This window comes from Deinococcus soli (ex Cha et al. 2016), from assembly GCF_001007995.1.
GTDB classification, from domain to species: Bacteria; Deinococcota; Deinococci; order Deinococcales; family Deinococcaceae; genus Deinococcus; species Deinococcus soli.
Genome location: NZ_CP011389.1, coordinates 738,188 through 762,957, shown reverse-complemented (window position 1 = coordinate 762,957; position 24,770 = coordinate 738,188). Strand labels below are relative to the sequence as shown.

30 protein-coding genes are annotated in these 24,770 nt (G+C 71.1%); 7 read left to right on the top strand and 23 right to left on the bottom strand.

Annotation, left to right across the window (positions count from 1 at the left end; translation table 11 throughout):
- Positions 1-184 precede the first annotated feature (184 nt).
- From SY84_RS03750 to ccsA, 9 genes are read right to left on the bottom strand one after another with little or no spacing between them, the layout of a single operon-like run.
- On the bottom strand, positions 185-679 hold the full coding sequence (locus SY84_RS03750; RefSeq protein ID WP_046844918.1) for a GNAT family N-acetyltransferase: 495 nt from the start codon (positions 677-679) through the stop codon (positions 185-187).
- Positions 680-687: 8 nt separating this feature from the next.
- On the bottom strand, positions 688-1,284 hold the full coding sequence (locus SY84_RS03745; RefSeq protein WP_046842883.1) for a Rieske 2Fe-2S domain-containing protein: 597 nt from the start codon (positions 1,282-1,284) through the stop codon (positions 688-690).
- Positions 1,281-2,333, bottom strand: a complete 1,053-nt coding sequence (locus tag SY84_RS03740; RefSeq protein ID WP_046842882.1) for a c-type cytochrome — start codon at positions 2,331-2,333, stop codon at positions 1,281-1,283. The genes SY84_RS03745 and SY84_RS03740 overlap by 4 nt, the downstream gene beginning before the upstream one ends.
- Positions 2,330-2,818 carry a cytochrome c-type biogenesis protein gene (locus SY84_RS03735; RefSeq protein ID WP_046842881.1) on the bottom strand — a complete coding sequence of 163 codons (489 nt, stop codon included), beginning with the start codon at positions 2,816-2,818 and terminating at the stop codon, positions 2,330-2,332. Before SY84_RS03735 ends, SY84_RS03740 begins: the two co-directional genes overlap by 4 nt.
- Positions 2,815-3,414, bottom strand: coding sequence for a TlpA family protein disulfide reductase (locus tag SY84_RS03730; RefSeq protein WP_046842880.1), 600 nt, complete (start codon positions 3,412-3,414; stop codon positions 2,815-2,817). The genes SY84_RS03735 and SY84_RS03730 overlap by 4 nt, the downstream gene beginning before the upstream one ends.
- 40 nt (positions 3,415-3,454) lie before the next feature.
- Positions 3,455-5,428 (bottom strand): heme lyase CcmF/NrfE family subunit, encoded by a 1,974-nt coding sequence (locus SY84_RS03725; RefSeq protein ID WP_046842879.1) that lies wholly within the window; start codon positions 5,426-5,428, stop codon positions 3,455-3,457.
- 43 nt (positions 5,429-5,471) lie between these two features.
- Complete coding sequence (gene ccmE, locus SY84_RS03720) at positions 5,472-5,954, bottom strand: cytochrome c maturation protein CcmE (protein ID WP_081424498.1); 483 nt, start codon at positions 5,952-5,954, stop codon at positions 5,472-5,474.
- The gene (locus SY84_RS16980; RefSeq protein WP_256444636.1) at positions 5,951-6,082 is read right to left on the bottom strand and encodes a hypothetical protein; all 132 of its coding nucleotides are present in this window, start codon (positions 6,080-6,082) and stop codon (positions 5,951-5,953) included. The genes ccmE and SY84_RS16980 overlap by 4 nt, the downstream gene beginning before the upstream one ends.
- On the bottom strand, positions 6,075-6,785 hold the full coding sequence (gene ccsA, locus SY84_RS03715; RefSeq protein WP_046842878.1) for a cytochrome c biogenesis protein CcsA: 711 nt from the start codon (positions 6,783-6,785) through the stop codon (positions 6,075-6,077). The genes SY84_RS16980 and ccsA overlap by 8 nt, the downstream gene beginning before the upstream one ends.
- Positions 6,786-6,926: 141 nt before the next feature.
- Between ccsA and SY84_RS03710 the strand changes: the two genes are divergently transcribed.
- A complete protein-coding gene (locus tag SY84_RS03710) occupies positions 6,927-7,628 on the top strand; it encodes a hypothetical protein (protein WP_046842877.1) in 702 nt (233 codons plus the stop codon).
- A 20-nt stretch (positions 7,629-7,648) separates the two neighbouring features.
- Complete coding sequence (locus SY84_RS03705) at positions 7,649-8,350, top strand: N-acyl homoserine lactonase family protein (protein WP_046842876.1); 702 nt, start codon at positions 7,649-7,651, stop codon at positions 8,348-8,350.
- Positions 8,351-8,360: 10 nt separating this feature from the next.
- Here SY84_RS03705 and SY84_RS03700 read toward each other — a convergent pair whose 3' ends face one another.
- The 11 genes from SY84_RS03700 to SY84_RS03650 all read right to left on the bottom strand — a co-directional run bounded on the left by SY84_RS03700 (position 8,361) and on the right by SY84_RS03650 (position 18,473).
- On the bottom strand, positions 8,361-9,077 hold the full coding sequence (locus SY84_RS03700) for a heme exporter protein CcmB (protein WP_245621400.1): 717 nt from the start codon (positions 9,075-9,077) through the stop codon (positions 8,361-8,363).
- Positions 9,074-9,739: an ABC transporter ATP-binding protein gene (locus SY84_RS03695; RefSeq protein WP_046842875.1), complete on the bottom strand. Its 666-nt coding sequence runs from the start codon at positions 9,737-9,739 to the stop codon at positions 9,074-9,076. The genes SY84_RS03700 and SY84_RS03695 overlap by 4 nt, the downstream gene beginning before the upstream one ends.
- Positions 9,724-10,401 (bottom strand): cytochrome c biogenesis CcdA family protein, encoded by a 678-nt coding sequence (locus SY84_RS03690; RefSeq protein WP_046842874.1) that lies wholly within the window; start codon positions 10,399-10,401, stop codon positions 9,724-9,726. Before SY84_RS03690 ends, SY84_RS03695 begins: the two co-directional genes overlap by 16 nt.
- A 209-nt stretch (positions 10,402-10,610) precedes the next feature.
- Positions 10,611-10,994 (bottom strand): penicillin-binding protein, encoded by a 384-nt coding sequence (locus SY84_RS03685; protein ID WP_419177409.1) that lies wholly within the window; start codon positions 10,992-10,994, stop codon positions 10,611-10,613.
- 120 nt (positions 10,995-11,114) lie between these two features.
- Positions 11,115-13,466, bottom strand: a complete 2,352-nt coding sequence (locus SY84_RS03680) for a transglycosylase domain-containing protein (RefSeq protein ID WP_046844914.1) — start codon at positions 13,464-13,466, stop codon at positions 11,115-11,117.
- A gap of 46 nt (positions 13,467-13,512) precedes the next feature.
- Positions 13,513-13,899, bottom strand: coding sequence for a response regulator (locus SY84_RS03675; RefSeq protein WP_046844913.1), 387 nt, complete (start codon positions 13,897-13,899; stop codon positions 13,513-13,515).
- Between the two features lie 123 nt (positions 13,900-14,022).
- The gene (locus SY84_RS03670; protein ID WP_046842873.1) at positions 14,023-14,511 is read right to left on the bottom strand and encodes an extracellular solute-binding protein; all 489 of its coding nucleotides are present in this window, start codon (positions 14,509-14,511) and stop codon (positions 14,023-14,025) included.
- Positions 14,472-14,765 carry a hypothetical protein gene (locus SY84_RS03665; RefSeq protein WP_157882881.1) on the bottom strand — a complete coding sequence of 98 codons (294 nt, stop codon included), beginning with the start codon at positions 14,763-14,765 and terminating at the stop codon, positions 14,472-14,474. Before SY84_RS03665 ends, SY84_RS03670 begins: the two co-directional genes overlap by 40 nt.
- Positions 14,766-14,828: 63 nt before the next feature.
- Entirely contained in the window at positions 14,829-15,080 is a 252-nt protein-coding gene (locus SY84_RS03660) for a hypothetical protein (protein ID WP_046842871.1), read from the bottom strand.
- Between the two features lie 100 nt (positions 15,081-15,180).
- Positions 15,181-17,988 (bottom strand): valine--tRNA ligase, encoded by a 2,808-nt coding sequence (locus SY84_RS03655; RefSeq protein WP_046842870.1) that lies wholly within the window; start codon positions 17,986-17,988, stop codon positions 15,181-15,183.
- Entirely contained in the window at positions 17,985-18,473 is a 489-nt protein-coding gene (locus SY84_RS03650) for an NUDIX hydrolase (RefSeq protein ID WP_052751031.1), read from the bottom strand. The genes SY84_RS03655 and SY84_RS03650 overlap by 4 nt, the downstream gene beginning before the upstream one ends.
- A gap of 537 nt (positions 18,474-19,010) precedes the next feature.
- On the opposite strand from SY84_RS03650, the gene SY84_RS03645 reads away from it, so the two are divergent.
- Positions 19,011-19,538, top strand: coding sequence for a hypothetical protein (locus SY84_RS03645; RefSeq protein ID WP_046842869.1), 528 nt, complete (start codon positions 19,011-19,013; stop codon positions 19,536-19,538).
- Here the strand turns inward: SY84_RS03645 and SY84_RS03640 are convergent.
- Positions 19,535-20,257 carry a hypothetical protein gene (locus SY84_RS03640; RefSeq protein ID WP_229755627.1) on the bottom strand — a complete coding sequence of 241 codons (723 nt, stop codon included), beginning with the start codon at positions 20,255-20,257 and terminating at the stop codon, positions 19,535-19,537. The genes SY84_RS03645 and SY84_RS03640 overlap by 4 nt on opposite strands.
- A gap of 116 nt (positions 20,258-20,373) precedes the next feature.
- Complete coding sequence (locus SY84_RS03635) at positions 20,374-20,895, bottom strand: DUF4388 domain-containing protein (RefSeq protein ID WP_046842868.1); 522 nt, start codon at positions 20,893-20,895, stop codon at positions 20,374-20,376.
- Between the two features lie 83 nt (positions 20,896-20,978).
- Between SY84_RS03635 and SY84_RS03630 the strand changes: the two genes are divergently transcribed.
- The 4 genes from SY84_RS03630 (at position 20,979) to SY84_RS03615 (ending at position 24,219) form a co-directional block, all read left to right on the top strand.
- A complete protein-coding gene (locus tag SY84_RS03630) occupies positions 20,979-22,007 on the top strand; it encodes an ADP-ribosylglycohydrolase family protein (protein ID WP_046842867.1) in 1,029 nt (342 codons plus the stop codon).
- Between the two features lie 86 nt (positions 22,008-22,093).
- On the top strand, positions 22,094-22,312 hold the full coding sequence (gene rpmE / locus SY84_RS03625) for a 50S ribosomal protein L31 (protein ID WP_046844910.1): 219 nt from the start codon (positions 22,094-22,096) through the stop codon (positions 22,310-22,312).
- A 106-nt stretch (positions 22,313-22,418) separates the two neighbouring features.
- Entirely contained in the window at positions 22,419-23,030 is a 612-nt protein-coding gene (locus SY84_RS03620; protein WP_046842866.1) for a thymidine kinase, read from the top strand.
- A 181-nt stretch (positions 23,031-23,211) separates the two neighbouring features.
- Positions 23,212-24,219 (top strand): GGDEF domain-containing protein, encoded by a 1,008-nt coding sequence (locus SY84_RS03615; protein ID WP_081424652.1) that lies wholly within the window; start codon positions 23,212-23,214, stop codon positions 24,217-24,219.
- A gap of 13 nt (positions 24,220-24,232) precedes the next feature.
- Here the strand turns inward: SY84_RS03615 and SY84_RS03610 are convergent, their stop codons facing one another.
- Positions 24,233-24,742: a MarR family winged helix-turn-helix transcriptional regulator gene (locus tag SY84_RS03610; protein WP_046842864.1), complete on the bottom strand. Its 510-nt coding sequence runs from the start codon at positions 24,740-24,742 to the stop codon at positions 24,233-24,235.
- Positions 24,743-24,770 lie beyond the last annotated feature (28 nt).

The following is a 24,770-nucleotide window of genomic DNA, read 5'->3' as shown; positions in this document are numbered from 1 at the left end:
CCACTCCCGGGCTGCGGCCTGCCTGTCTGACCTGCCCGGCAGGGGGAGGAGGGGCGTGGGCTGGGCAGCGCGCGGGTCTGATCATGCCGTGATCATGCCCCGGGTGGCACCCTGTGATCAGGCGGGGTTCGGACCACTTCCGGGGGGGAGTCGCAGGTCCGGACCCGCCAGACTGTTGGGCCCGTCAGGCCCGGTTCACCGGCAGGCGGTAGCGCACCACCCGAAAGCCGGAGACCTCCCGTTCGTCCACCGGCTCGAAGCCGAAGGTCTCGTACAGGCGGCGCAGGGCGGGGCGGCTGGCGGCAGTATCCAGCTTCAGCCAGGGCCGCCCCGACTCGCGCGTGACCTGAACAGCGTGCTCCAGGAGTGTGTGCGCCAGCCCCTGCCCCTGGCAGGTGGGGTGAACGGCGAGTTTGTGCAGGTACAGCGCCTCGCCGGGCGGGTCGTCCGGCCAGAAGGGCGGGTCCGCGTCGAGCAGACTGAACGCGCCGACCGCTCGGCCCTCCCGCCACGCGACGTGCCAGCTCGGGGCCGGGTAGTGCCGCGCCAGCCGCTCGGGCGTGACGCTCTCGGGCGGCCAGAGGGTCCGGCCCAGCGCCTCCTGATGCCGCGCCGTGGCTGCTACGACCCCGGCGGCGGCCGGGAGGTCACCCTGCGTGAACGTCAGCGGTCCGGTCATGCCGCGCATTATCCGGTGTACTCGGGTGCGGGTTCGATCCCGGTGGCCCAGACGTCCGCGCCGCGCCGTTCCAGCCGCACGCGGGGCAGCGGCGCGAGGGCCTTGCCGAACACCGCCTCACCGGCCTTCAGGGGATCGAACACCGAGTAGTGACAGCGGCAGCCCAGCTGCGGGTGCTCCTGCCCGCCCGGCGCGCGGTAGTTGAACGCGAAGGCCAGCACCTCGGCGTCCCGCACGAGGTTCACGTTGCAGCCCAGGTGCGTGCACACCCGCGAGAAGCCCGCCAGGTGCCCCCCCGGCACCGCCAGCGACCCCCGAGTGGCGGCGGGGAGGCGCAGCAGCGTGCAGGGCCGCCCGGCGTACGTGAAGGTCACCTCGGCCCAGTCGGTGCCCAGGTCGGCCAGGGTCGCCACGCGCTGCGGCGGCGCGGCCCCGAAGGCGGGCTCGCCGGGCGTGCGTTTGCCCAGCGTCACGCGGGTCGCGTACCAGCCCATGTAGCCGAAAGTGCCGACGGTTCCGGCGACCGGGAGCAGCCACCAGCGTTCCAGCAGCGCCCGGCGCGTCACGCGGCGCGCCCGTGGGGGAGGGGTTGCGGGGTCGCTCACCGGCCCTCCTGCTGCCAGCCTTCCAGCAGCGTCAGCAGCGCGTCCAGGTCGGCGGGTTTCAGGTCCGGGTAGGCGGGCATGGCGCCCTTGCCCTGCGTGATCACCTGCGCCAGCGCCGCGCGGGTCAGGGTGGACGCCCGCAGGCTGGGTCCGGTGCCGCCGCCCCCGCCCGGCCCGTGGCAGGACGCGCAGCTCGCGGCGTACACGCGCAGGCCCGGGTCACTGGTGTTCAGGCGGGCGCGCAGCGCCGTGATCAGGTCGTCCGCGTCGCGGCCCTTCGGGTCCAGCGTGCGGTAGCGTTCCAGCGCCGCCAGCGCCGCCTGATCCTCGCCGAACCGGGCCAGGGCGAAGCCCAGCAGCAGCTGCGATTCGGGCTCCTGCGGGGCCAGCTGCGCCCCGGTGCGGATCAGCAGCGCGGCCCGCTGGGCGTCCTCGGCGCTGATGGCCTGCCCGGTCTGCTCGCCGCGCGTCAGGAGCAGGATGCCCAGGCGGCGCAGCGCCTCCGGCTGACGCGGGTCGAGTTTCAGGGCGTTGCCGTAGGCCGTGACCGCCTGATCGAAGGTGTTCGAATCGAAGGCCGCCTTGCCCCAGGCCAGGTACGCTTCCTTCGTGCCGCTGCGTTCCGCCTGCGCCTTCAGGCCCGGGAGTTTCAGGACGGCCTGCACGTTTTCAGCCTCGTTCGCACTCAGGCTGGCCAGCTGCCAGCGGGGCACGAACGTCACGGCGCCCACTGCGGTCAGCAGCGCCGCGCCGCCCAGCAGCCCCAGCGCCAGCGTGCGGGTGCCGGAGCGGCCCTGCGGGGCGGGCGGCAGGGCGTCCAGCCCACGCAGGGCGAGCGCCGCGCGCCGCTCCAGGTCCGGGCGGCGGGACTCGTCGCTCAGGGCCGCGAGTTCCGCGTACAGCCGGTCCCGTTCGGCCCCCAGGCGCGCGCGTTCCGCCTCGTCCGGATCGTCCGGCGTGCGCGCCCGCAGCGGCTCGGTCACCAGCCACACGCACGCCAGCGCCACGAGCGCCAGCAGCAGCACGTTCAGCAGCGCCGCGCCCGTCATGAGTCCCCGCCCCGGCGGGTGTCGCGCTGCACCTGCGCGAGGTACGGGTCGAACCCGCCCGCGTCGTTCAGCGGCTCGTCCGGCAGGGTCGCCGCGGGGCGGCTGCGGCGCAGGAACGCCCACAGCACCCCCCCGCCGACTGCCAGCGCCGCCAGGGGCGCGCCCCACAGCAGCAGGTTCCGGCCCGACTTGGGCGGGTCGAGCAGCACGAAATTCCCGTACCGCTGCGAGAAGTACACGTAGATGTCCGTGTCGCCCTTTCCGGCCGCGACCTGTTCACGCACCGAGTCGCGCATCTTGCCCGAGATGGTGCTGCGCGAATCCGCGATGGACTCCCCGGTGTCGCACAGCGGGCAGCGCAGGTTCTTCTCGATCGCAAGGGCCCGCGCCTCCTGCGCCGGGGTCAGGGACGCCGTGGGCGCCGTCTGGGCAAGCGTGACGGTTGCGCCCAGCAGCGCGCCCGTGAGCAGCAGCGCGCGCGTCATAGGCCGGGCACGCCGATCTTCTCCAGGCCCACGTTCAGGCGCTCGCGGGTCAGGCCGCCGCGGTCCATGTGCTGCACCACGCCGTCACGGTCGATGAAGACCGTCTCGGGAATGCCGCTCACGCCGTACTCCAGGCCCGTGTTGATGCCGGGGTCGCGCAGGTTCGGGTACGCCAGCGCGTACTCCTGAATGAACTGCCGGGCGCTGCCCTCGTTCGTCTCGTTGAACAGGATGCCCACGACCGCCAGTCCGTCCCCGCCGCTCTGGCGGGCACTCAACTCGCGGAACATCGGCGCTTCCTCGCGGCACGGACCGCACCAGGACGCCCAGAAGTTCACGACGACGGGTCGGCCCCTGAGGCTCGCCAGGGACAGCGGCGTGTCGTCCAGGCTGGTCAGCGTGAACGCCGGGGCGGGTTTGCCGACCAGCGGCCCGCCGGTCTGGTCGTTGCTGGCCGGGGTGCGCAGAGCGACCGCCAGCACGGCGACCAGCGCGAACGCGATGGCCGGGGGCAGCAGGCGGCGCCACAGCGGCGCGCGGGGCACGGGCGTCTGGGGGGCAGGGGACTTCGGGGCAGAGGGGGTGGATTCGGTCATCACAGCTCCGGGAAGGTCAGGCAGGAAATGGAGGAGGGGCTCAGTCGGTGGCGGGCGCCATTCGCGCGGGGGCGGCCTGAGGCGCGCGTCGCGGCGTGACGAGCGTGAACGCGGCCCCCACGCACACGAGCAGCGTGCCCCACCAGATCCACGACACCAGCGGCGACTCGATCAGGCGCACGCTGGCCCACTGACCCTCCGGGTCCACGCCGGTCATCACGAGGTACGTGTCACCGGTCAGGCCGTAGCGCACCGCCGGGGAGGGGAAGGGCGTGTCGCCTCCCTGCGTGTACGTGTTCAGGCGGGCGCTGAAGGGCCGACCGTCGATCAGCACGCGCGCCACGATGGACCGCCCGTCGGGCCGGGTGACGTTCTCCAGGCCGGTCAGGGTCAGGTCCTCGTTCAGCAGGTGAACACGCTGGTTCATGTTCAGCGTGACCTGCGCGTCTCGGCGGTACGTGCCGCTGAACGCCAGCCCCAGCGCCAGCACGATCAGGCCCGCGTGAGACAGGTACGCCCCGTAGCGGCGCGGCTGCGCACGCAGGGTGCGGCCCAGCCCACCCGCCTGCCGGGCCGCGCGGGCGGTCAGCAGGCCCAGGCCCAGCAGGTTGTACGCGCTCAGGGCGACCGTCGCCAGCACGCCGGGGTGCCGCACGCCCAGCGCCAGCGCCAGCAGCGCCGCGCCCACCCCCGCGATCAGCAGGGGCCGCAGCGCCCGCCACAGGCCCTGCCCGTCCGCGCGGCGCCAGGGCAGCAGCGGCCCCACACCCATCAGCAGCAGCAGGCCCAGACCCAGCGGAATGGCGAACGCGTTGTAGAACGCCGGGCCCACGCTGGCGTCCCGGCGGCCCTGCACGGCCTCCACGATGGTGGGGAACAGCGTCCCCACCAGCACCATCACCGCGAACACCACGAACAGCCAGTTCCCGGCCAGGAACGCGCCCTCGCGGCTCAGCGCGGCGGGCGGGTCGTTGTCGTCGCGCAGGTGCGGCGCGCGCCACGCGGCCAGCAGCGTCCCGGCCAGCAGCAGGAACGCCAGGAACCCCAGGAACACTGGGCCCACCGGGCCGCCCGCGAAAGCGTGCACGCTCTGCACGATGCCGCTGCGGTTCAGGAAGGTGCCCAGCACGGTGCTCGCGTACGCCAGCACGATCAGCCACACGTTCCACGAGCGCATCAGCCCCCGCCGTTCCTGAATCTGGATGGAATGCAGGAACGCCGTGGTCAGCAGCCACGGAATGAAGCTGGCGTTCTCCACGGGGTCCCACGCCCAGTAACCGCCCCAGCCGAGCGTCTCGTAACTCCACCAGCCGCCCGCCACGATCGCCGCCGTCAGCAGTGCCCACGCGACCAGTGTCCAGCGGCGCGTGACCACCACCCAGTGGTCCGACAGGCGACCGGTCACGAGCGCCGCGACAGCGTACGCGAACGGCACGCTCAGGCCCACGAACCCCAGGTACAGCAGCACCGGGTGCACCGCCATCATCCAGTGGTTCTGCAGCGCCGGGTTCGGGCCGCGCCCATCGGCGACCAGCGTCGCCACCGGCGTGAACGGCGAGGCGACCGTGGCGCACACGCCCACGAAGAACACCAGACTGGCGAACATCGCCGCCAGCGCCCAGGGCCGCAGCGCGTCGCGGCGCAGCGTGACGCTCAGGATGAACGCGTACCCGGCCAGCAGCCACGCCCACAGCAGGATGCTGCCCTCCAGCGCGCCCCACAGGCCCGTGACCTTCACCCAGGTCGGCGAGGCGCGCATGGAGTGCTCCGCGACGAAGCGCACCGTGAAATCGTCCCGCAGCAGCGCCGCGAGCAGCACCAGCGTACCTACGCTGACGAGTGCGAAGACCGCCCAGGTGGCCCGGCGCGCGGCCTCCGTGACGCGCGGGTCACGCCGCGCGCCGCCCAGCAGCGCCAGCAGCAGCCCGGCGACGCTGAACAGCAGCGCGCCCAGCAGGCTCAGCTGCCCCAGCGCGCCGGACGCACTGGACGTCCATGAGATCAGGTTCAGCACATTCACTCCCACCGCGCCGCGCGGGCGCGGTCCACCCCCGGCCTCAGTCGGCCGACTTGATCATGTCCTTCAGCTCGGCCTGCGTCTTCGGGACGTTGTATTCCTCGCTGTGCTTCACCACGAGATCGGTTGCGTGGAACGTGTTCCCCTGGAACTCGCCGCGCACCACGACCCCCTGGTCCTCCTTGAACAGGTCCGTCACCGCGCCCCGGTACTGCACCGGGTAGCTGACGCTGCCGTCCGTGACCGTGAAGCGCAGGTCCAGCGTCTGGGGTTCATACTGCACGGCCTTCACCAGCCCCCCGATCCGCACCGGGCGGCCCTGCAGCTGCGCCTGCTGCTGCTGGTACTCGCTGGGCGTCACGAAGTACTCCAGCGATCTGTTCAGGTTCCCGAAGGCGATGGTGGCTGTCAGGCCCACCAGGGCCGCCACGCCCAGCACCACCGGCAGCGGGCTGCGCCTGCGCCGCCGCGCCCGCGGCAGCGGAGTCAGGGGCGTGGGGGCATCAGGGCCAGGCGCACTCAACGGGGGGCCTCGCTGGCGTCCTCGCCACGCACGGCCCGCAGCCGCACCCACATCCACACCAGATACCCGATCAGCACGCTGAACGTCGCCAGGTACGAGAACAGGACGTACCAGAAGTACTTATCCACGGGCCACCTCCACCCGGCCGGTCACGCCGGTCAGTTCGCGTTCCTCACGCGCCTCCTCACGGGCCGCCAGGATGCCGCGCAGGCGCAGCAGGAAGAAGTACAGCACCGTGAACGACGCCACGCTGAGCAGCAGCGTCGGCAGGTAGACCGGCGCGGCGTCCCAGCGCACGCCCCCCAGCAGCTTCAGCGTCTGCGTCTGGTGCACGCCGCGCCACCACTCCACCGCCATGTAGTTCACGGGCACGTACAGCGTCCCCACGATCCCCACCACCGCCGACACGCGCGCCCGGCGCTCCGGATCGTCGATCAGCGACCGGATCAGCAGGTACCCGCCGTACACCACCAGACTCAGCGCCGTGGTCGTCAGCCGGGCGTCCCACACCCAGTACGTCCCCCAGGTCGGCTTGGCCCACAGCATCCCGCCCACGATGGTCGCCAGCGTGAACAGCAGCCCGATCTCGCCGCTGGCCATCGCCAGCCGGTCCCAGTGACGGCGGCGCTGGATCAGGTACAGCAGCCCGAACAGACCCGTGCCGCCGTACGCGAGGTAACTCAGCCACGCCTCGGGCACATGCACGAACATCAGCCGCACCAGCGATCCCTGATTCACGTCCAGCGGAGAGGTCAGGCTCAGGCCCAGCACCACCGCCAGGCCCAGGAGGCTGGCCGCGCCCAGCACGGTCGTCGTGACGTCTCTTTTCATATCGCTCCTATTGTGCCGTCAACGCCGGGCGGGGAACCGTGAGGCCAGCCGCGCAGCGATCAATTCCGGCCCGCAGCATCGTGCCCCGCGCCCTGAACCGGCAAGTGCGAGTGTCCCCGCCACGCTATCCTGCACGCACCCATGCCAAGAATCCTGCCTGCCGCGCTGCTCGCGCTGAGCGCCCTGCTGCCCGCCTGCGCCCCCGCCCAGACCGCCCCCCTGCCCGACCCCGCCACGTACCGCCCCGGCCCAGGGGACACCGTGACCCTGCCGGACCTGGGCCCCGTGGGCCGCTGGATGATCACCAAGACCCTGGAGCCCGCCACCTGGCTGGGCGAGCGGGTCGGTGGACGCACCCTGCGCGAACCCATCAACGTCCTGATCCTCGACCGGACCTCCACCACGCCCGAGGCCGCCACCGCCCGCCTGAACGCCGCCATGACCGCCGCCGGGTACGGCCCGAAGAACATGCACAGCGACGGCTACAGCGGCCAGCTCGCGGGGCGCCTGTACCCGCAACTGCCCCCCACCGGGAAGGGCCTGGCGTTCAGTGACGGCCCCTGGTACGTCAGCAACCACCACGGCCGCGTGTTTGGCCCCGCCCCCGTGCAGGGCAGCTACCTGTTCAGCGCCGCCTTCAGCCTGGAGGACATGCGCTGGCTCCCCAGACCCGGCCACACCTACAACAGCTTCACCGCCACCCGCGAGGACCTCGCCGCGCGCCTGAGCGCCACCGGCCTGTACCGCCGCGCCGCGAACGTGGACCTCGGCAACCGCCTCGACACCCCCCAGGAGACCACCGGCGACCACGACGGCCAGGCCGCGCTGCTCACCACCCCCTGAAGGCCCTCCCGGAGCGGTCCATGAACGACACCACTGTCCAGCGCCTGTACCTCATGCAGGTCGGCTCCATGCCCGACTACGACATTCCCATCGTGTGCTACCTCGTGCAGACCACCGACGGGCGCAACATCCTGATCGACACGGGCCTGCCCGAACACCTTCCAGAGGACGCTGCCGACTTCCGGAACGGGCAGGACGTCGTGCAGCAGCTCGCGCGCATCGGGCTGACCCCGCCAGACATCGACACGGTGATCTCCACGCACTACGACATCGACCACGCCGGACGGCACGCCGCCTTCCCGAACGCCCGGTACGTCGTGCAGCGCGCCCACCACGAGGACGCCGCGACCAACCCGCGCTTCGCCCCGCTGCGCGACCAGTGGGACCAGCCCACCGGACGACTGGACCCCGTGGACGGCGACACCACCCTGCTCCCTGGCCTGGACCTGATCGAAACGAGCGGCCACGTAACCGGCCACCAATCGGTCCTCCTTCACCTGCCGCAGACCGGTCCGGTGCTGCTGACCGTGGACGCCGTCCCGTTCGCCGCCGGATTCACCCCCGACCCACCCCAGGGCAGCCTGCCCGACGGTGACCGCGCCCTCCCGGGCCTCCATAAACTGCTGGCGATCACCGGCCGGGAACAGGTCCAGCTGGTGATCTTCGGGCACGATCAGGCGCAGTGGGCCACCCTGAAACAGCTGCCGGGCCATTACAGCTAGGGGCGTCGGCTCAGCCCTCGACGGCCGCCGGGAACAGCAGGGTCGCCAGGATGACCGTGCCCAGGTCGAAGGCGGTCAGGAAGGTCAGCCAGGTGCCGACCTCGGGACTCCAGCCGCCCTCCAGCAGCAGGCGGGTGGCCTGCACGGTCGCCAGGACCGCCGGGACCAGGATGGGGAAGGCCAGGGCGGGCAGCAGCGCCTCGCGCGCGCGGAGGTTCACGGTGATGCTGCCGTAGAAGGTCGTGGCGGCCGCGAAGCCCAGCACGCCCAGTGCGGTCGTCAGCGCCAGCGCCGCCCACGGCAGGGCGCGGCCCGCCGCCGTGACCGCCTCGGACGCGCCGAACAGCACCAGTCCGGTCGGGACGGTCACCGCCGCGACCAGCAGCAGGGGCGGCAGCACACCCAGCAGCTTGCCCAGGTACAGCGCCCCGTGCGGCCCGGGGTACGCCAGGAGCTGGTCCAGCGCGCCCGCCTCCTGCTCCTGCGCGAAAGCCCGCTGCGCGCCCACCGCCGCCGCGAGGGCCAGCGCCGTCCAGATCGCCCCGGCGGCCAGTGGCGCGCTCAGACGGGCGTCGCGGGACACCACGCCGCCGCTCAGGGCGAAGCCCAGCACCAGCAGCACGATCCCCGCGAAGAACGCCGTGGCGAGCAGCGTGTCGCGCGTGCGGCCCGCCACGCGCAGGTCCTTCGCGGCGACCGTCAGGGCCTGCCTCAGCGCGCCCTTCACGCGGGCACCTCCTCGTGCAGCAGGCCGCCCGCCAGGCGCAGCGTGCGCGGCGCGACCACCTGCGCCAGCGCAGGCTCGTGCGCGGCGATCAGCAGCGAGCAGCCCTGCCCGCGCAACTCCAGCAGCAGCTCCTGCACCAGCGCCCGCCCCGCGTCGTCGAGGTTCGCGAAGGGTTCGTCCACCAGCGTCACCGGGCGGGCCAGCAGGTGCGCGCGGGCCAGCGCCAGCCGCTTACGCATTCCCGCCGACAGGAACCGCGCCCGCCGGGTGGCCGCGCCCTCCAGCCCTACGCGGCGCAGCGCGCCCGGCACGTCCCCGGTCCGCGCGTGCATGCGCAGCGCGAACGCCAGGTTCTCCGCTGCCGTCAGGTCCGGGTACAGCCCGCCGTCCACCGGCATGAGGTGAATGGCGTCGCGCACGCCGCGGCTGTCGCGCAGGTCGAAGCCCAGCACCCGCCCCTCGCCGCGCGTGGGCCGCAGTCCGGCACTCAGCAGGCGCAGGAGCGTGGTCTTCCCGGCGCCGTTCTCACCCAGCAGCGTCACGCCCTGCCCGGCGGGGACGTCCAGCGTCACGCCCCGCAGGATCACCTCGCGGCCCAGGCGCAGCCACACATCCCGCAGTTGCACCGCGAATGCCGCCGGTTCCGTCACAGGCGCAGCCACTCGGGCATGATGCCAAAGAAGAACGTCGCCAGCCGCGTGAACTGCCCGGTCAGCATCATCACTCCCACCACGACCAGCAGCGTGCCCCCGACCTTCTCGAACACCCCCGCGAAGCGGTTCAGGCGGCGCAGGTTCACGCGGTGCCACAGCGCCGCCGCCAGCAGGAACGGCACGCTCAGTCCCAGCGTGTACGCCGCGAGCAGTGTCACGCCGCTGCCCAGGCTGGCGCTGCTCGCGGCAAGACTCAGCACGCTGCCCAGCGTCGGGCCCAGGCACGGACTCCAGCCGAACGCGAACGCCGCGCCCAGCGCCACCGGCCCGTACCCTCCGGCGTTGGCCAGGGCGCGCGTGTCCCGCATCAGGAACGGCAGGCGGATCAGGCCCAGCATCACCAGCCCGAAGAAGATGATCAGCGCCGCCGACACCTGTCCCAGCAGCGCCTTGTGCGGCGCGATCAGCGCGCCCAGGCTGCTGGCCGTCGCGCCCAACGCGATGAACACCAGCCCGAACCCCAGGATGAACCCCAGCGCCCGCGACCACGGCTGCCGCTCACCGCCCAGCACACCCAGGTAACTGGGCACCAGCGGCAGCACGCACGGACTCAGGAACGACACCAGCCCCGCCAGGAACGCCACGGTCAGGGAGGGGGAAGCACTCGTCATGCCCGGCAGTCTAGCGGCACACGCTCAGGCCGCCTGTCCCGCCGCGCCGCCTCATACGGATTCCGTCTGTTTCGCCCTCCACCCGGAACACCACCGGATCGCCAGCTCCATGCCCGGAATCCTCTTTGCGCCATGTCTGCGGGGCAGCTCTCCGAGTCGCATCCGCTCGGATCAAACGGTTTTGGCACACCATTCAATCGGAGTCCGCATCACTCCAGCTTGCCGCTGAAGGTGCCCTCCCAGGCGTTCATGATCCGGCCGTCCTGGACCAGCAGCACCGTCGGGTACGTCCCCACGCGCAGCTGCCGCGCGAAGGTCGTCGCGGCCTCACCCGTCCAGGCCTGCACGCCCGCCGGGGCGGGGGAGGGGAACCCCTCGGCGTTCACGGCCCGCACCGGCAGACCCGCCGCCAGCACCGCCGACCACAGGTCGCCCAGGTCCCCGCAGTCGTGGCTGTACACGACCACGACCTCCTGCGCGGCTGCCGTCCACGGATGCTGCGGCAGTGGTTCCCCCAGGCGCACGCGCGCCTCGGCGGTCGAGATGCCCAGGGTCAGCAATAGGGTCAACAGGGGAGCGCGGCGCAACCTCATGCCCGACATCATGCCCCGCCCGCCGCCCGACTGCATGACGGCGTGGTGAGCGAGGCCTCAACAGGTCGCCCCCCGGCAGGTGCGGGGGGCAAAGGGAGAAGCGCGGAGGTCAGGGCCGGATTACGGCGCGGCCGGCGGCACCGACTGCGTCGTGCCCGTCACGCCCTTGGCGGCCTTCACGGCCTCCGGGTCGGGCTGCTCGTCCTGCAGGGGCGCCGGGCTCTCGTCCGGAGCGTACCCGGGCAGGTCCTCCAGTTGCACGCGGCGCTGCACGATGTTCTGCGGCGGCGTGAACTCGGTCGCCAGACGGTTCGTGGTGCGGTCCAGGCTGACCAGCACCGAATCCGGATCGCTCCCCGGGCGGTAGGTCGTCTCGCGGTACAGCGTGGGCGGCGGCGCGTCCGCCTGCACCTCGGTGTTCGCCGCGTCCCGGTAGTTCGGGTCCAGGACGGCCAGTTTCACGTTCGGCAGGAACTGCTGGTCCGGCGCGTCCACGTACTGGATGCCGGGCGGTTCACTGAACTGCCGCAGCGCCTGCCCCTGATGCGCGAGTTCCATCATGCGCCGCCAGATCGGGGCGTTCACGTACCCGGAGTAGTAGTTGATCGGCATGTCGCCGCCCTGCTGCCGCCCCACCCACACCGACCCGGTGTATAGCGGCGTGGTGCCCACGAACCAGAAGTCCTTCGGGCCGTTACTCGTGCCGGTCTTTCCGGCCACCGGCCACTCCCCGAACTTCGCGCGGCCCGCCAGGCCGCCCTGCGCCTCGTTCAGGTCATTCACGACCCCACGGATCATGTCCAGCCCCAGCCACGCCACCTGCGGCGTCCACACCCGCTTGCCCTGCATGGGCTGACTGTTCACGTCGAACAGCACCGCGCCGCGCGCGTCCGTCACGCGCGTGATGTACCGGGGCGTGCGGTACAGGCCGCCGTTCACGAACGGCGCGTACGCCGCCGCCATCTTCACGGGCGTCGTCTCGACCGCGCCCAGCGCCGCCGCCAGTCCGGTCCCGTCGTTCGTCTGCAGGCCGATCTCACGGATCTTCCCGAAGAACGTCTGCAGGCCGATCCGGTCCGCGAGCCGCACCGTCACGAGGTTCAGCGAGCGGTCCAGCGCCTCGCGGATCGTCATGTCGCGGTAGGTGGTCGCGCCCTCGAAGTTCTTCGGTTCGTACACGCCGTTCTTGCAGCCCGTGCAGGGGAACGACACGGGGCGGTCCTCCTCGCGGTGCGACTGGCTCAGGCCGGTGGACAGCGCCGTCGTGTACAGCAGCGGCTTGATGGTCGACCCGATCTGCCGCTGCCCCTGCGCGGCGTTGTTCCACGCGGCGGGCGGCTCGGTGCCGCGCAGCTTCTGGCCGATCATGCCCAGCACCTCCCCGTTGTACGGGTTGATGACCGTCGCGGCGAGCGTCGCGCCCGGCGGCAGGCCCGTCGCCTCCCGACTCGCGGTTTCCGCCGCCGACTGCACCTTCGGGTCCAGCGTCGTGTACACCCGCAGGCCACCCGAGCCGTACACCACGTCCCGCCCGAAGCGCCGCACGAGTTCCTGCTCGACCTGCTGCGTGAAGTGCGGCGCGCGCGTCGTGACGACCGCCTTGAGTTCCTTCGCGGTGCGGTCCACCAGTTTCGCGGACTTCACGTTCCCGGCGTCGTCATACGTGACCTGCCACCCGCGCGGCTGCACCTTCTCCCGCCACGCGGCGTCCATCTGCGCCTGCGTGATCCAGCCGTCCTCGACCATGCGTGACAGCAGCACCCGCATCAGGGGCCGGACCTCCTCGTACCGGAAATACCGCCCGGCATTCGGCACGAGCACCGTCAGGTACGCCGCCTGCCCCAGCGTCAGGTCCTTCGGCGTCGTGCGGAAGTACGCCTGCGCCGCCGAGTAGATTCCGTACAGTTCCACCGGTCCGCCGTCTCCCCAGTAGATGGTGTTCAGGTACGTCTGCAGGATCTCCGACTTCGTGAAGGACCGCTCGACCTGCACGCTCAGGATCCATTCCTTGAACTTGCGGTCCGGTGTGCGGGCTTGCTGGTACTCGTCGAGCAGCAGCGTGTTTTTCACCAGCTGGTTCGTCAGGGTACTGCCGCCCTGCACGCTGTCCCCGCGCGCCACGCGCTGCACCTGCCGTCCCAGCCCGTACGGGTCCAGGCCGTAATGCTCGAAGAACCGCCGGTCCTCGTTGCTGATCAGCGCGCCCAACATGAACGGACTGATCTCGTTCAGCGTGACGATCGTGCGGCTGATCGCCTGATCTCCCACCTTCGGAATCAGGCTGCCCAGCGGCGCGCCGTCCCGCGCGAAGATCCGCGTCTCGGATCCCAGCGACCGCGTCAGGTTATCCAGCTCGCGGTAATCCGGCAGTTCACGCCCCCACTTCAGGCCGTACGTGGTCGCCACGCCCAGTGCCGCCACGAGCGCCGCCAGCACGAACGACGTCAGGAATTTCAGGAACCGCAGGACGATCACGCCCGCCCCCGGTCGCCTGAGCCCAGCAGATTGACTGCGCCCGTCAACGCCGTCGCGCCTCGATGAGCTGATTCACGCGGCCCCGCAGGTTCTTCCCCGACAGTGGCTTGTACACGATGTCATCCGCACCCACCAACTTCGCGTGATCACGCGTCTGATCGTCGTCGAAACCGGTCAGCAGCAGCACCGGCGTGTCCCGCAGCCGCTTGATCCGTTTCACCCGCGAGCAGATCTCGAACCCGTCCATGAACGGCATCTTCACGTCCAGCAGCATCGCGTCCGGCGTGTGCTCCTTGAGAAACTCCAGGGCCATCTTGCCGTCCGGCACCGCCACAATGTCGTGCCCGTCTGCGGACAGAATGACCTCCAACATGGTCCGGATGGCCGGTTCGTCGTCCGCGACGAGAATGGTATACGCCATGCCGCCCATCATAGAGCAGGGCAGCGGGACACGCGCCGTGACCTGCTGCGCCATCTGGGCCGCGCGCCCAGCGGCACCCACACAGGGTCGAGCAGAGGCCAGACTGGCACCGTGCGCCGGACGCCACGCGGATCAGGGGCAACCCTGGCGGCCCAGCGCGCCGTCCAGCGTCGCCTGCGCCCGGTCCCAGGCTGAGCCGTCGTTCCCGAAGGCAGCCTCGGGTCGGCCCGCCCGGACGGCCTGAATGAAGCCCCAGGGATCCCCCTGGGCACGCAGCTGCTCCTGCGCCGCCGGGTGAGCGGGCAGGCGGCCTCCCGCCCTGTACAGGGCCAGCTGCGCGTCCGGGCGGGTCAGGTGCAGGGCCAGTGCCTCGGCCTCGCGGCCGGCGCTGGTCCGTGCATCCACCGCGACACTCTGGTACCCGACGATGGGCTGCCACGATTGCGGCACGCCAGGGAGGGCTGGCAGCGGCTGCACGCTGTACGTCACGCCTGAAGTCACCAGCGGCAGATGATTCCACGGCCCGGTCAGGACGGCACCCAGACGGCCCTGCCCGAACGCCTCAAGGGCCTGCGCCTCGTTCAGGCTCGCGCCTGGCCACCGACGCGGCGCAGCGCGCACCCCGCGCGGCTGACTGCTGCCGGGTCCGGTGCAGGAGCAAGCAGGTTCACGCCGAACGCCTGGAATAGCCCCGCCTGAAGGTAGGGATCGTGGGGCCCGAGTGCCACGCCCGGCCCATCCGCCGCGGCGGCGCGTTCCAGATCCGCCCAGCTGCCGATCCCGCCCGGCACCAGCGCCCGGTTCACGACCAGCGCCACGGCGTCTGCCATCAGCGGCCGGGCGCGCACCACCCCGCCCACTGTCAGGGCCGCCACGCCCGCCGGATCTCCCAGGTCGTCCCCGGCCAGCGGCGCCGTCTGCGCGGCCAGCCCGGGCAGTCAGTGGTCCGGCACGCCCACCACCACGTCCGGACGGGCACGCGCGCCCTCCCAGCGTTCGATCAGGTCCCCGAACGCAACCGAGGTGACCCGCACCTGCACGCCCGTCGCCCGCGCGTACCCGGCGCTCTGCGCCCGCACCCACGCGAGGTCTTGACCAGTGAAGTGCGTCCGGACCGTCAACGTGACTGCCTGCGCCTGACCCAGCACCAGTCCGACCCCCAATCCCACCAGCCACCGACCTCGCCTCATGTCCAGAGCAGAGCACACGCCCGTCCATAACGCACGCCGGGATGAAAGCAGAGGTGGGGCGCCGTGGTTTCCCACCGCGCCCCGCCCCCTGTGTCCTGATTTATTCGAACTGCGCGAGTACCTGCGTGAGGCGTTCCCGCTGCGTGCCGAAGTCGGCCACGCGGCGTTTTTCCTCCTCGATGACCTCGGCGGGGGCGCGGGCGACGAAGCCCTCGTTGCTCAGCTTGCCCTGCGCCTGCTTGATCTGCTTGTCGAACTCCGCGAGGCGTTTTTTCTGCTTGCCGATCCAGTCATTGAGGTCCACGGTGCCTTCCAGCGGCGCGCGGACGGTGACGCCCTGCTCGACGAGGCTCAGCGTGCGGCCCTCCAGGTCGCCCGACAGGTTCACGCGGGCGATGCTCTCGACCACGCGGGCGTTCTCGTGGACGGTCGCGGCGAGGTCACCCTCCACGGCGACGCTCAAGCGGTCCTGGGGGCTGAGGCCCAGTTCGCTCTTGAGGCTGCGGGCGGCGGCGACCGCGGCGCGCAGGGCGTCGAAGGCGCGGGTGGCGTCCGCGTCGTGCAGGGCCTCGTCCGGCTGCGGCCAGGAGTGCACGGCCAGCTGCCGGCGGTGGCCGAGCGCGCCGTACAGTTCGCTCGTCACGAACGGCATGAAGGGGTGCAGCAGTTTCAGGATGTGTTCCAGCGTGGCCTTCAGCGTCACCAGCGTGGACAGCTTGCCCTCACTCAGGGCGGGTTTGGCGGCCTCGATGTACCAGTCGCAGAACTCGTCCCAGGTGAAGGTGTACAGCGTGCGGATGGCCGCGCCGATGTCGAACGCGTCGAGCTGCGCGGTGGCCTCGGCGGTCACGGCGTTCAGGCGCGACAGGATCCAGCGGTCCGCCAGGCTCAGGTCGGCGCGGGCGCGCACGGCGCTCAGGGCGTCGCGGCTGCGCAGCGTCTCGCCCACGCTGTCGTCCAGCGCGCCCTGCACGTACTGGATCAGGGCCTCGTCGGCCTCATGGCCGCTGGTCTGGAGATTCGGGAGGGCCTCCCCGAGGCGCAGCATCGCGAAGCGCGCGGCGTTCCACAGCTTGTTCGCAAAGTTGCGGCCCTGCTCGAAGCGCCGGGGGTCGTGCTTGATGTCCTGCCCGCCGGTGGACAGGAAGCTGAACGCGAAGCGGCTGGCGTCCACGCCGTACTGGTCGAACAGTTCCAGGGGATCGATGCCGTTGCCCTTGCTCTTGGACATCTTCTGGCCCTTCGCGTCGAGGTACAGGCCGTGCAGCATCACGGTGCTGAAGGGGGCCTGACCGGTCAGGCCGTACCCGGCCATCTGCATGCGCGCCACCCAGAAGAACAGGATGTCGTACCCGGTCACGAGGACCTGGGTGGGGTAGAACTTCCGGAAGTCCTCACTGTCCGTGTCGGGCCAGCCCAGAGTGCTAAACGGCCACAGGTTGGAGCTGAACCACGTGTCGAACACGTCCGGGTCGCGGCGCAGGGTCAGGTGCGCGTAGCGGGGGTCCTGATCGCAGTCCAGGTCGGGCTGCTCGGGGTCCGGCACGTAGAGGTTGCCCTGCTCGTCGTACCACGCGGGAATCTGGTGCCCCCACCACAGCTGGCGGCTGATGTTCCAGTCGCGGATGTTCTCCAGCCAGTCGCGGTTCACCTTCGCGTACCGCTCGGGCACGAGCTGCATCTCGCCCCGCTCCAGCCCCGCGAGGACCTGCTCCGCAAAGGGTTTCATCTTCACGTACCACTGCTCGCTGATGATCGGCTCGACCGGCACCTTCGTCCGCTCCGACAGGCCGATGGCGGTGTCGTGGTCCTTCTCCTCCAGCAGGTCGCCGCCCTCGGTCAGGGCCTTCACGACCGCCTTGCGGGCCGCGAAGCGTTCCAGGCCCTGGAACTCGGCGGGCACCAGCTCGTCACGGGTCAGGTTGCCGTGCAGGTCGATCACGCTGGGCCGCGCGAGACCATGCCGCTCGCCCACCTCGAAGTCGGTCGGGTCGTGCGCGGGCGTGATCTTCAGCGCGCCCACCCCGAACTCCATCTCGACCGCCTCGTCCGCGATGATCGGTACATACCGGTCCGTCAGGGGAATGCGGGCCTCCTGCCCAACCAGATGCGCGAAACGCGGGTCCTGGGGGTGAACGGCGATCGCCTGATCCGCGAAGATCGTCTCGGGCCGCACGGTCGCGATGCGGATCTCGCCCGCTTCACCGTTGCTGGCCGCCGCCTGCGGGTCACGCAGCCTGTACGACAGGGTGTACATCTTGCCCTTGCGCACCTCGCGGTCAATTTCCAGTTCCGACAGGGTCGTCTGACTGGCCGGGTCCCAGTTCACGATCCGCTCGCCGCGGTACGCGAACCCCTCGTGGTACAGCTTCACGAACTGGTGGCGCACGGCGCGCGACAGGCCCTCGTCCATCGTGAAGCGCTCACGCGTCCAGTCGGCGCTGACGCCCAGGCGCGACAGCTGCTCCAGGATCATCCCGCCGGACTCGGCTTTCCACTCCCACACCTGATCCAGGAATTTCTCGCGGCCCAGGTCGTGGCGGCTGACGCCCTGCTCGCGCAGCTGCCGCTCCACGACCACCTGAGTGCTGATGCCCGCGTGATCCATGCCCGGCAGGTACAGCGCCTCGAAGCCCGCCATGCGCTTGTAGCGGATCAGCGTGTCGATCAGCGTGTTGTCCAGCGCGTGCCCCAGGTGCAGGTTCCCCGTCACGTTCGGCGGCGGGATCACGATCGTAAAGGGTTCCTTGCCGCTCGTCGCGTCCGCGCGGAAGGGCTCGTTCCGCCACTTCGCGGCCCAGCCGGGCTCGACGGCCTTCGGGTCGAACTGCTTGGCGAGGACGGACGCGTCGTTCTCCGGCGTCTGATCAGGGGTGCTGGTCTGGTCGGGGGTATGGGGGTCAGTCATGCTTGAAGCTCCTTGTGCAGCAGTTGGTTGAGGTGGGGGAGAGCGGCGTCCAGCTCCCAGTCCAGGCCGGGCGCGTGCAGCGGCGCCCAGCGGAACCGGAACACGTACCGGCCCTCGGCGAGGTGATCCCAGGTGTCCGGCGTACCAGCGGGCGCGGTCAGGGTGTAGGCGTGGCAGACCTGCCGCGTGAACCGCTCCGGCAGCTGCGCCTCCCACAGATAGGAGGTCAGGAAGGTGGGACGGTTCAGGCTCAGGCCGGACTCCTCGTGCAGTTCGCGCGTGGCGGCCTGCGCCGGGGTTTCCCCGGCTTCGACCCCGCCCGCGACGACCTGCACGCCCGCCCCGCCGTCCGGAACGTGATCGAACACCAGCAGCGCCGGGCCGCCGGGACCGGCGCGCGTGACGAGGCACACGACCTTCTCCCGCAGGCCGCGCGCCGCTGCGTCCCGCCGGGCCTCCTGTTGCGTGTCGTAGAACGTGACCATCCTTCCCACCTCCTGACCGGGGAGGGAAACGAAAAACGTCCCGTCCGCCGGATGAACTTCCGGATGCGGACGAGACGAGGATGTCCCGTGGTACCACCGCGTTTCCCCGCCTGCATGGGGGGCACTCGCTGCGCGCTGTATCGGGCGCACCCGGAGGCTCTACGCCCCCCGCGTGAGGGGGTTTCTGCCGTCGTGCTCGCGGGTGACGTTCGCCGGGGGCCGGTCCACCTGCCCTCTCAGTCGCGGGGCGGGTTTCCTGTGGGGGCCTGACCCGGGTACTCCTCCCGGTCACTGCATCCGGGAGTGTACGCGCCGGGGGCGGCGCATTTCAATCCGCACGCTGGCGCATTGGCGGGGTGCGGGCGGGCCGGGCATCCTGCGGGGCGTGCCCCTGACTGGACTGATGCGGATTCCGTCTGTTTCGTGGACAACCCGGAAGGACGCCGGGTTGTCCACTCCACGCCCGGAACCCGTTCCGCTCCAACTCGCGTCCGCTCGAACTGAACGGTTTTGGCAAACCATTCAGTCGGAGTCCATATGACCCTGTATCACCGCGCCGTGCGGGACGTGCGCGGCGATCACCTGCTGCCCCTGAGCACCCTGCGTGAGCTGCACCCGGACGTGTACGCCCGTGAAGCCGCCAAGTACGTGGGCCGCGAGGCGCTGATGCGGGAGCGGGTCGGTCGGCTCGACTGCCTGTGGACCGACGTGCTGTTCTTCTCCCCGGTGAATCCGGGGCCGCTGCTGGACGCCGCGCGGCAGAGCGGGCGGGCGATTCCCCCGGTGCGGTTCTGGACGCTGGACGCCACGCACCTCGATCCCTTGCGGGCGTGCGTCCGGCTGGTGCGCCCCTGGCCGGGCGGTGTGAAGCCCGCGCCGGACCCGGCGGACGAGCTGCCGTTCACGCCGCAGACGCTGCGGGAGACCTCAGTGGCGCCCCCGGCGACCCTGGCCCGCCTGCGCGTCCTGCCCGGCGGCGCGCCCCCGATCCTCTGGATGGACGTCCCGCACGTCCTCTACCGGGGCGAGGTGCCCCTGAGCGCGCTGGGCGAGGCGAGGTTCTAACCCTCGCCGCCCTCGGGGAGGCGTTCGAAGCGGTACAGCAGGGGTTTTTTCAGCAGGCCGCGCGGGACGGTCACCGTGGCGCTCTGGTAGGGGAGCCCGCTGACCTGCGCCGACGCGCTGAACAGCTGCGTGTCCTCGCCGATGCGGGCGGCGCGGTCGCTGACGTCCAGCGGGCCCTGCGCGCGGCTCAGAACGTCGTAGGGGTGCTCGATGAGGACGGTCAGCTTGACGGGCTGCCCGATCAGGCTGCGCAGGGGGTTGGCGGCGCTGGCGAACGCGGCGCGTACGGGCTGCGCCTGCCGCTCGCGGGTCACGCGGACCATGAGGCCGTACTCGCCGACCGGGAAGGTCAGGTCGCGGATCAGGGTGACGCCGTCGCCCTCCGCCTCGCGGAACGCCGAGAGGAGCGCCTCGCGGCGGTTGCGGACCAGCGTGACGGGCATGGCGCGCTCCATGGGGAATTCGCCCCGCTGGATCACGCGCTCGGCGTGTTTCAGGGTGTCCTCGCGCGTGCGGAACGTGCGGTGCGTCACGGGCTGCGCGGCGTGCCACACGCCGCTGGAATCGCGTTCCATCCACTCGATCCACAGGTCGAACTGATCGTGGAACTGCCAGGACGGGTGCGCCTGTTGCGCGGGCCGCGCGGGCTCGCGCGCCGGTTCGTCACGGGGAGACAGGGCGTCACTGGTTCGGCTGGTGGGGCGAGAGATGGCGCTCATGGGTCCTCCGGTGAGCCCATCATGCCGCAAATGACCGGCCGTGTGTGAAAACACCGCGCCAGGGGAACGCCCCTTCCCGTGAACGTGTTCACCGACCCCGGCCCGCGGGGTGGCGGTCAGCTGATCTCGATCAGTTCGGCCAGCAGGAACGGCTTGAGGGTCTCCAGGACCAGTCGGGGGGGCGTGGCGGTGCGTTCCAGCAGCGTGCGGATGTTGCCGCTGTCGGCGATCAGGTTCAGGATGCGGTACTGGGTGCGGGTGACCGGCTGCGCCTCGGTCCATTTCGCCGTGAAACGCAGACGCCGGTTCCAGTCGGGGAAGGTCCGCAGGAGCGGTTCCCACGCGGCGTTCTCCTCCAGCAGCCGGTGCAGGGCCGGGTCGCGGCGCAGGTTCATGCTGCGGGTGGGGGGCGGCTGGTCCACCTCGAAGGTGAACACCCCGGCGTCCAGGCTGGCCATGAACTGCAGGGCGTGCTCGCCGCGCAGGCGTCCGGCCTCGGCGTGGGTGATCTCGCCACGTTCCAGCCACAGCTGCCCGCCACGGATGTGGTCCACGCTGAGCCGCCCGGCGCGTCCGCTCGTGAGGAACATCTGCATGACGGACAGGAAGGGGAAGACTGCCAGATCGCCGCGTACCATAGGTGACCTTCAGTGTAGGGGCGCGCCGCGCCTCGCGCGAGGGGTCACCCCCGCCGGGGGCGAACGCGTGCGAAAATTGGCACATGCCTGAACCTCTGGACGTGCTGCTGTCCCTGTGCGCGGCGGACGCGCTGGGCGCCGCCACGGAATTCAAATCCCCCGACGTGATCCAGGCGCGCTACGGCGCTGCCTTCCGCGCGTACCAGCCGGGCAGCGTGTTCGGTTTCGCGCCCGGCGAGGCCACCGACGACAGCCAGATGGTCGTCGCGACCCTGCTCGGCGCGGCGCGCGGCGAGGGGCATGCGGGTGTCCTCGCGGCGTTCCGGGAGTGGCTGGCCGCCGCGCCACCCGACGTGGGCGGCCTGACCCGGCAGGCCCTGAGACTGACCTTCACGGAACCGCAGCGGCTCGACGGGGGCGCCCTGGCCTGGGAACGCGGGGGCTTCGACGGCGCCGGGAACGGCGGCCTGATGCGCGTGGCCGCCGCGTGGCTGCTCGGGCACCGGGGCGCCGCGCTGGCGCGTGAGGCGGCCGTCCTGACGGCCCTGACGCACGCCGACCCGCGCTGCGTGTACGCTTCGGTGTTCCTGACGGCGTTCATGGAGGCCCTGGCGGACGGTCAGGCTTACGCGGCGGCGGCGCAGGCGGCTCTGGGCGTCATGGACAGCCTGGACGCGCGGGACGTGCTCGTGGAGGCCGGGGTGCTGGGGCTGCACACGCAGGACGCCCACCGCGCCTTCCGGGGCCGCGAGCGTGAGGCCCGCGCGCAGGTCCGCGCCCGCGTGCGCTCAGGGCTGGACGGCACGGTCACCTCCCAGAGCGGGTACGTGCTGGATACCCTGGAGGCCGCCGTCGCCCACGCCCGCCGCGCGGACTGGTGGGCGTGCGTGGAGCCCGCCGTGCTGGGCGGTGACGACAGCGACACGGTCGCCTGCGTGGTCGGCGCGGTCGTGGGCGCGCGCGGCCTGAGCACCCCGCCCGAACTGCTGCCGGAGTTGCGGCTGGGGCACAGCTGGCCCGGCTGGGACAGGGGCTGGATCGCCACCCAACATCTGCCGAACGTGCTGGCCCGCGCGGCCAGGAGCGTAGCCGGCACTACCTCCTCACCCTGAACGGTGCGTGCGTGGTACACTGACAGGGTTGCCCGCTACGCACATGCACCGGAGACCGGGGCGCAGACGTGGCGGAGGAGGCACCCATGAAGAAAGACATCCACCCCAAAGTCGTTCCCACCAAGATCATCTACCAGGGCAAAGTCGTGATGGAAACCCTGAGCACCAAGCCCGAAATCCACGTGGACGTCTGGAGCGGCGTGCACCCCTTCTGGACCGGCGAAGAGCGCTTCGTGGACACCGAAGGCCGCGTCGACAAGTTCAACAAGCGTTTCGGCGACAGCTACCGCAACAAGAAGAAGTAAGCGCCCCACGCCTGCGCCGCCCCCGCCCCAGTGGCCGGGGCGGTTTCTCATGTGGCCCCGGCAGGCGGGCCGCCACGTCTTCAGCTGATCTGCGATACTCGCGGGCGTGCTGAAGTCCCCCTACCACGGCGGTCACCTAGAAGTCATCGTCGGCCCGATGTTCAGCGGCAAGAGCGAGGAACTCATCCGCCGCGTGACCCGCGCCGTGATCGCCCGGCAGCGCGTCTCCGTGTTCAAACCCGCCCTGGACGACCGCTACCACGATACGGCCGTCGCCAGTCACGCCGGGCGGACTGTGAATGCCGTGGCCGTGCGGGACGCGGCCGACATCCGCGCGCACCTGAGTGGCGAGGGCACCCTGCTGCATGCGCAGGGCGACACGCTGCCCGATGTGGTCGGCATTGACGAGGTGCAGTTCCTGGACGCCGCGATCATCCCGCTGGCGCTGGAACTGGCCGACGCGGGCGTGCGCGTGATTCTCGCCGGGCTGGATCAGGATTTCCGGGCCGAGCCGTTCGGGTTCATGCCTGAACTGCTGGCCCGCGCCGAGAGCGTCGAGAAACTCACGGCGATCTGCACGGTGTGCGGCGCGCCCGCCACCCGCTCGCAGCGTCTGATCGGCGGCCAGCCTGCCCGTTTCGACGATCCCGTGGTGCTCGTCGGCGCCGAGGAGAGCTACGAGGCCCGCTGCCGCGTGCATCACGAACTGCGCGGCTGACCCCACCTCCCCGGAGTGTGTGCGTCCCGTGAGCCGGGCAGGGTACACTGCGGGGAAGCGCCCGCAACGCAACGCACCACAAGCGTCCCGTCCTGACTGCCTGTCCTGATTCCGGGGTTGACCCTTGCAGAAACCCGCATCCTCCACCGAAACGTTCCCGTGGCTGCTCAGCCAGCGGCGCATGTTCACCTGGCTGGTCGGGCTGGGGGCCCTGGCCTGCGCCGCCGCGCTCGGCTCGCAGTACCCGCACTTCGACCCGCTGGACCTCTGGGCGCTGCCCACCCTGGTTGTCGTGCTGCTGGCCCTGCAACTCATGCTCACGAACAGCATGATCTCCGTCGGCACCGCCGTGCAGGTCACGTTCCTCGGGACCGCCTCATACGTGCTGCTGGCCCTGAACCATCAGTTCTCGGTCCTGACCGGGCAGTCACAGGCGCTCATGGAGAACACCTACTGGTTTGCGGTGATCTACGTCTCCGCGTTCCTGGTGTACGAGCCCAGACAGGCCACCCGCGCCGCCGGGGTGATCCTGCTGCTCGCCACGGTGGTGTGCGCCGCGAACCTGGCGCTGATGACCGCCCCCATGCGCGCCCACCTGATCGGCCCGTGCGTGCAGTTCCTCCTGATGGGCGCCGTGCTGACCCTCATGCAGGCCACGCTGGGCGTGCAGCGCAGCCAGTTCCAGGCCGCGCGGGCCGCCGCGCTCACCGATCCGCTGACTGGACTCGCCAACCGCCGCGCCGCGGAGGAACGCCTGTCTGTCCTGACCCGCACGGACGAGACGTACACCCTGATCCTGTTCGACCTGGATCACTTCAAACGCGTGAACGACATGCACGGCCACGCCATGGGTGACCTCGTGCTGCGCGGCGTGGCCGAGATCACCCGCCGCCACCTGCCCGAGGGGAGTCTCGCGGCCCGCTGGGGCGGCGAGGAATTCCTGCTGATCCTCCCCGAACAGCGCGACAAGCACCTGCGGCCCATGCTCGACCGGCTGCGCGCCGACCTGCGCCACCACCGCTACGGCACCGTGAACGGCGTCACCGCGTGCTTCGGGGTGGCCACTGCCACGTCCGGCGAGGACCCCACGGCCGTGGTGCAGCGCGCCGACCTGGCCATGTACCGCGTCAAGGAGCAGGGCCGCAACGACGTGCACCTCGCGGACCTGCGCCGCACCCAGGTCAGCTGACCCGGCGCGCCCGTTACCGGCTGCCCGGGCGGGCGCGCCGGGAGCGCCGGTCGGTGGGGTCGGCGGCGGGCGCGTCGCTCACGGCTAACCCCAGCTTGCGCGTCAGCGCACTGAGCTGCGCCAGCTCGTCCGGACTCATGGCGCTGAACACCTCGCGGATGCCCTGCACGTGCCGGGGTAGCACCCGCCCGATCAGGTCACGGCCCGCGTCGGTCAGGGACACCCGCATGATCCGGCGGTCGAGTTCATCCCGGTCGCGGCGCACCAGCCCGTCGCGTTCGAGGTTGTCGATGACCATGGTGAGGTTTCCGCTGGAGCGCAGGATCTTGTCGGCCAGCTGCCGCTGGCTGAGGGGCCCGAGGTGGTAGAGGGCTTCGAGGACACCGAACTGGCTGATGGTGAGGTTGTGGTCGGAGAGATGACGGTTGGCGTTCACCTCGACCGCGTGCGCGGCGCGCCACAACTTCACGTAGGCGTCCAGCGCGGCGCGGTCGTCGGGGGAACCAGCGTAACGGTTCGGCATTACCCTCATGGTCGGGGGGGAGCTTCAT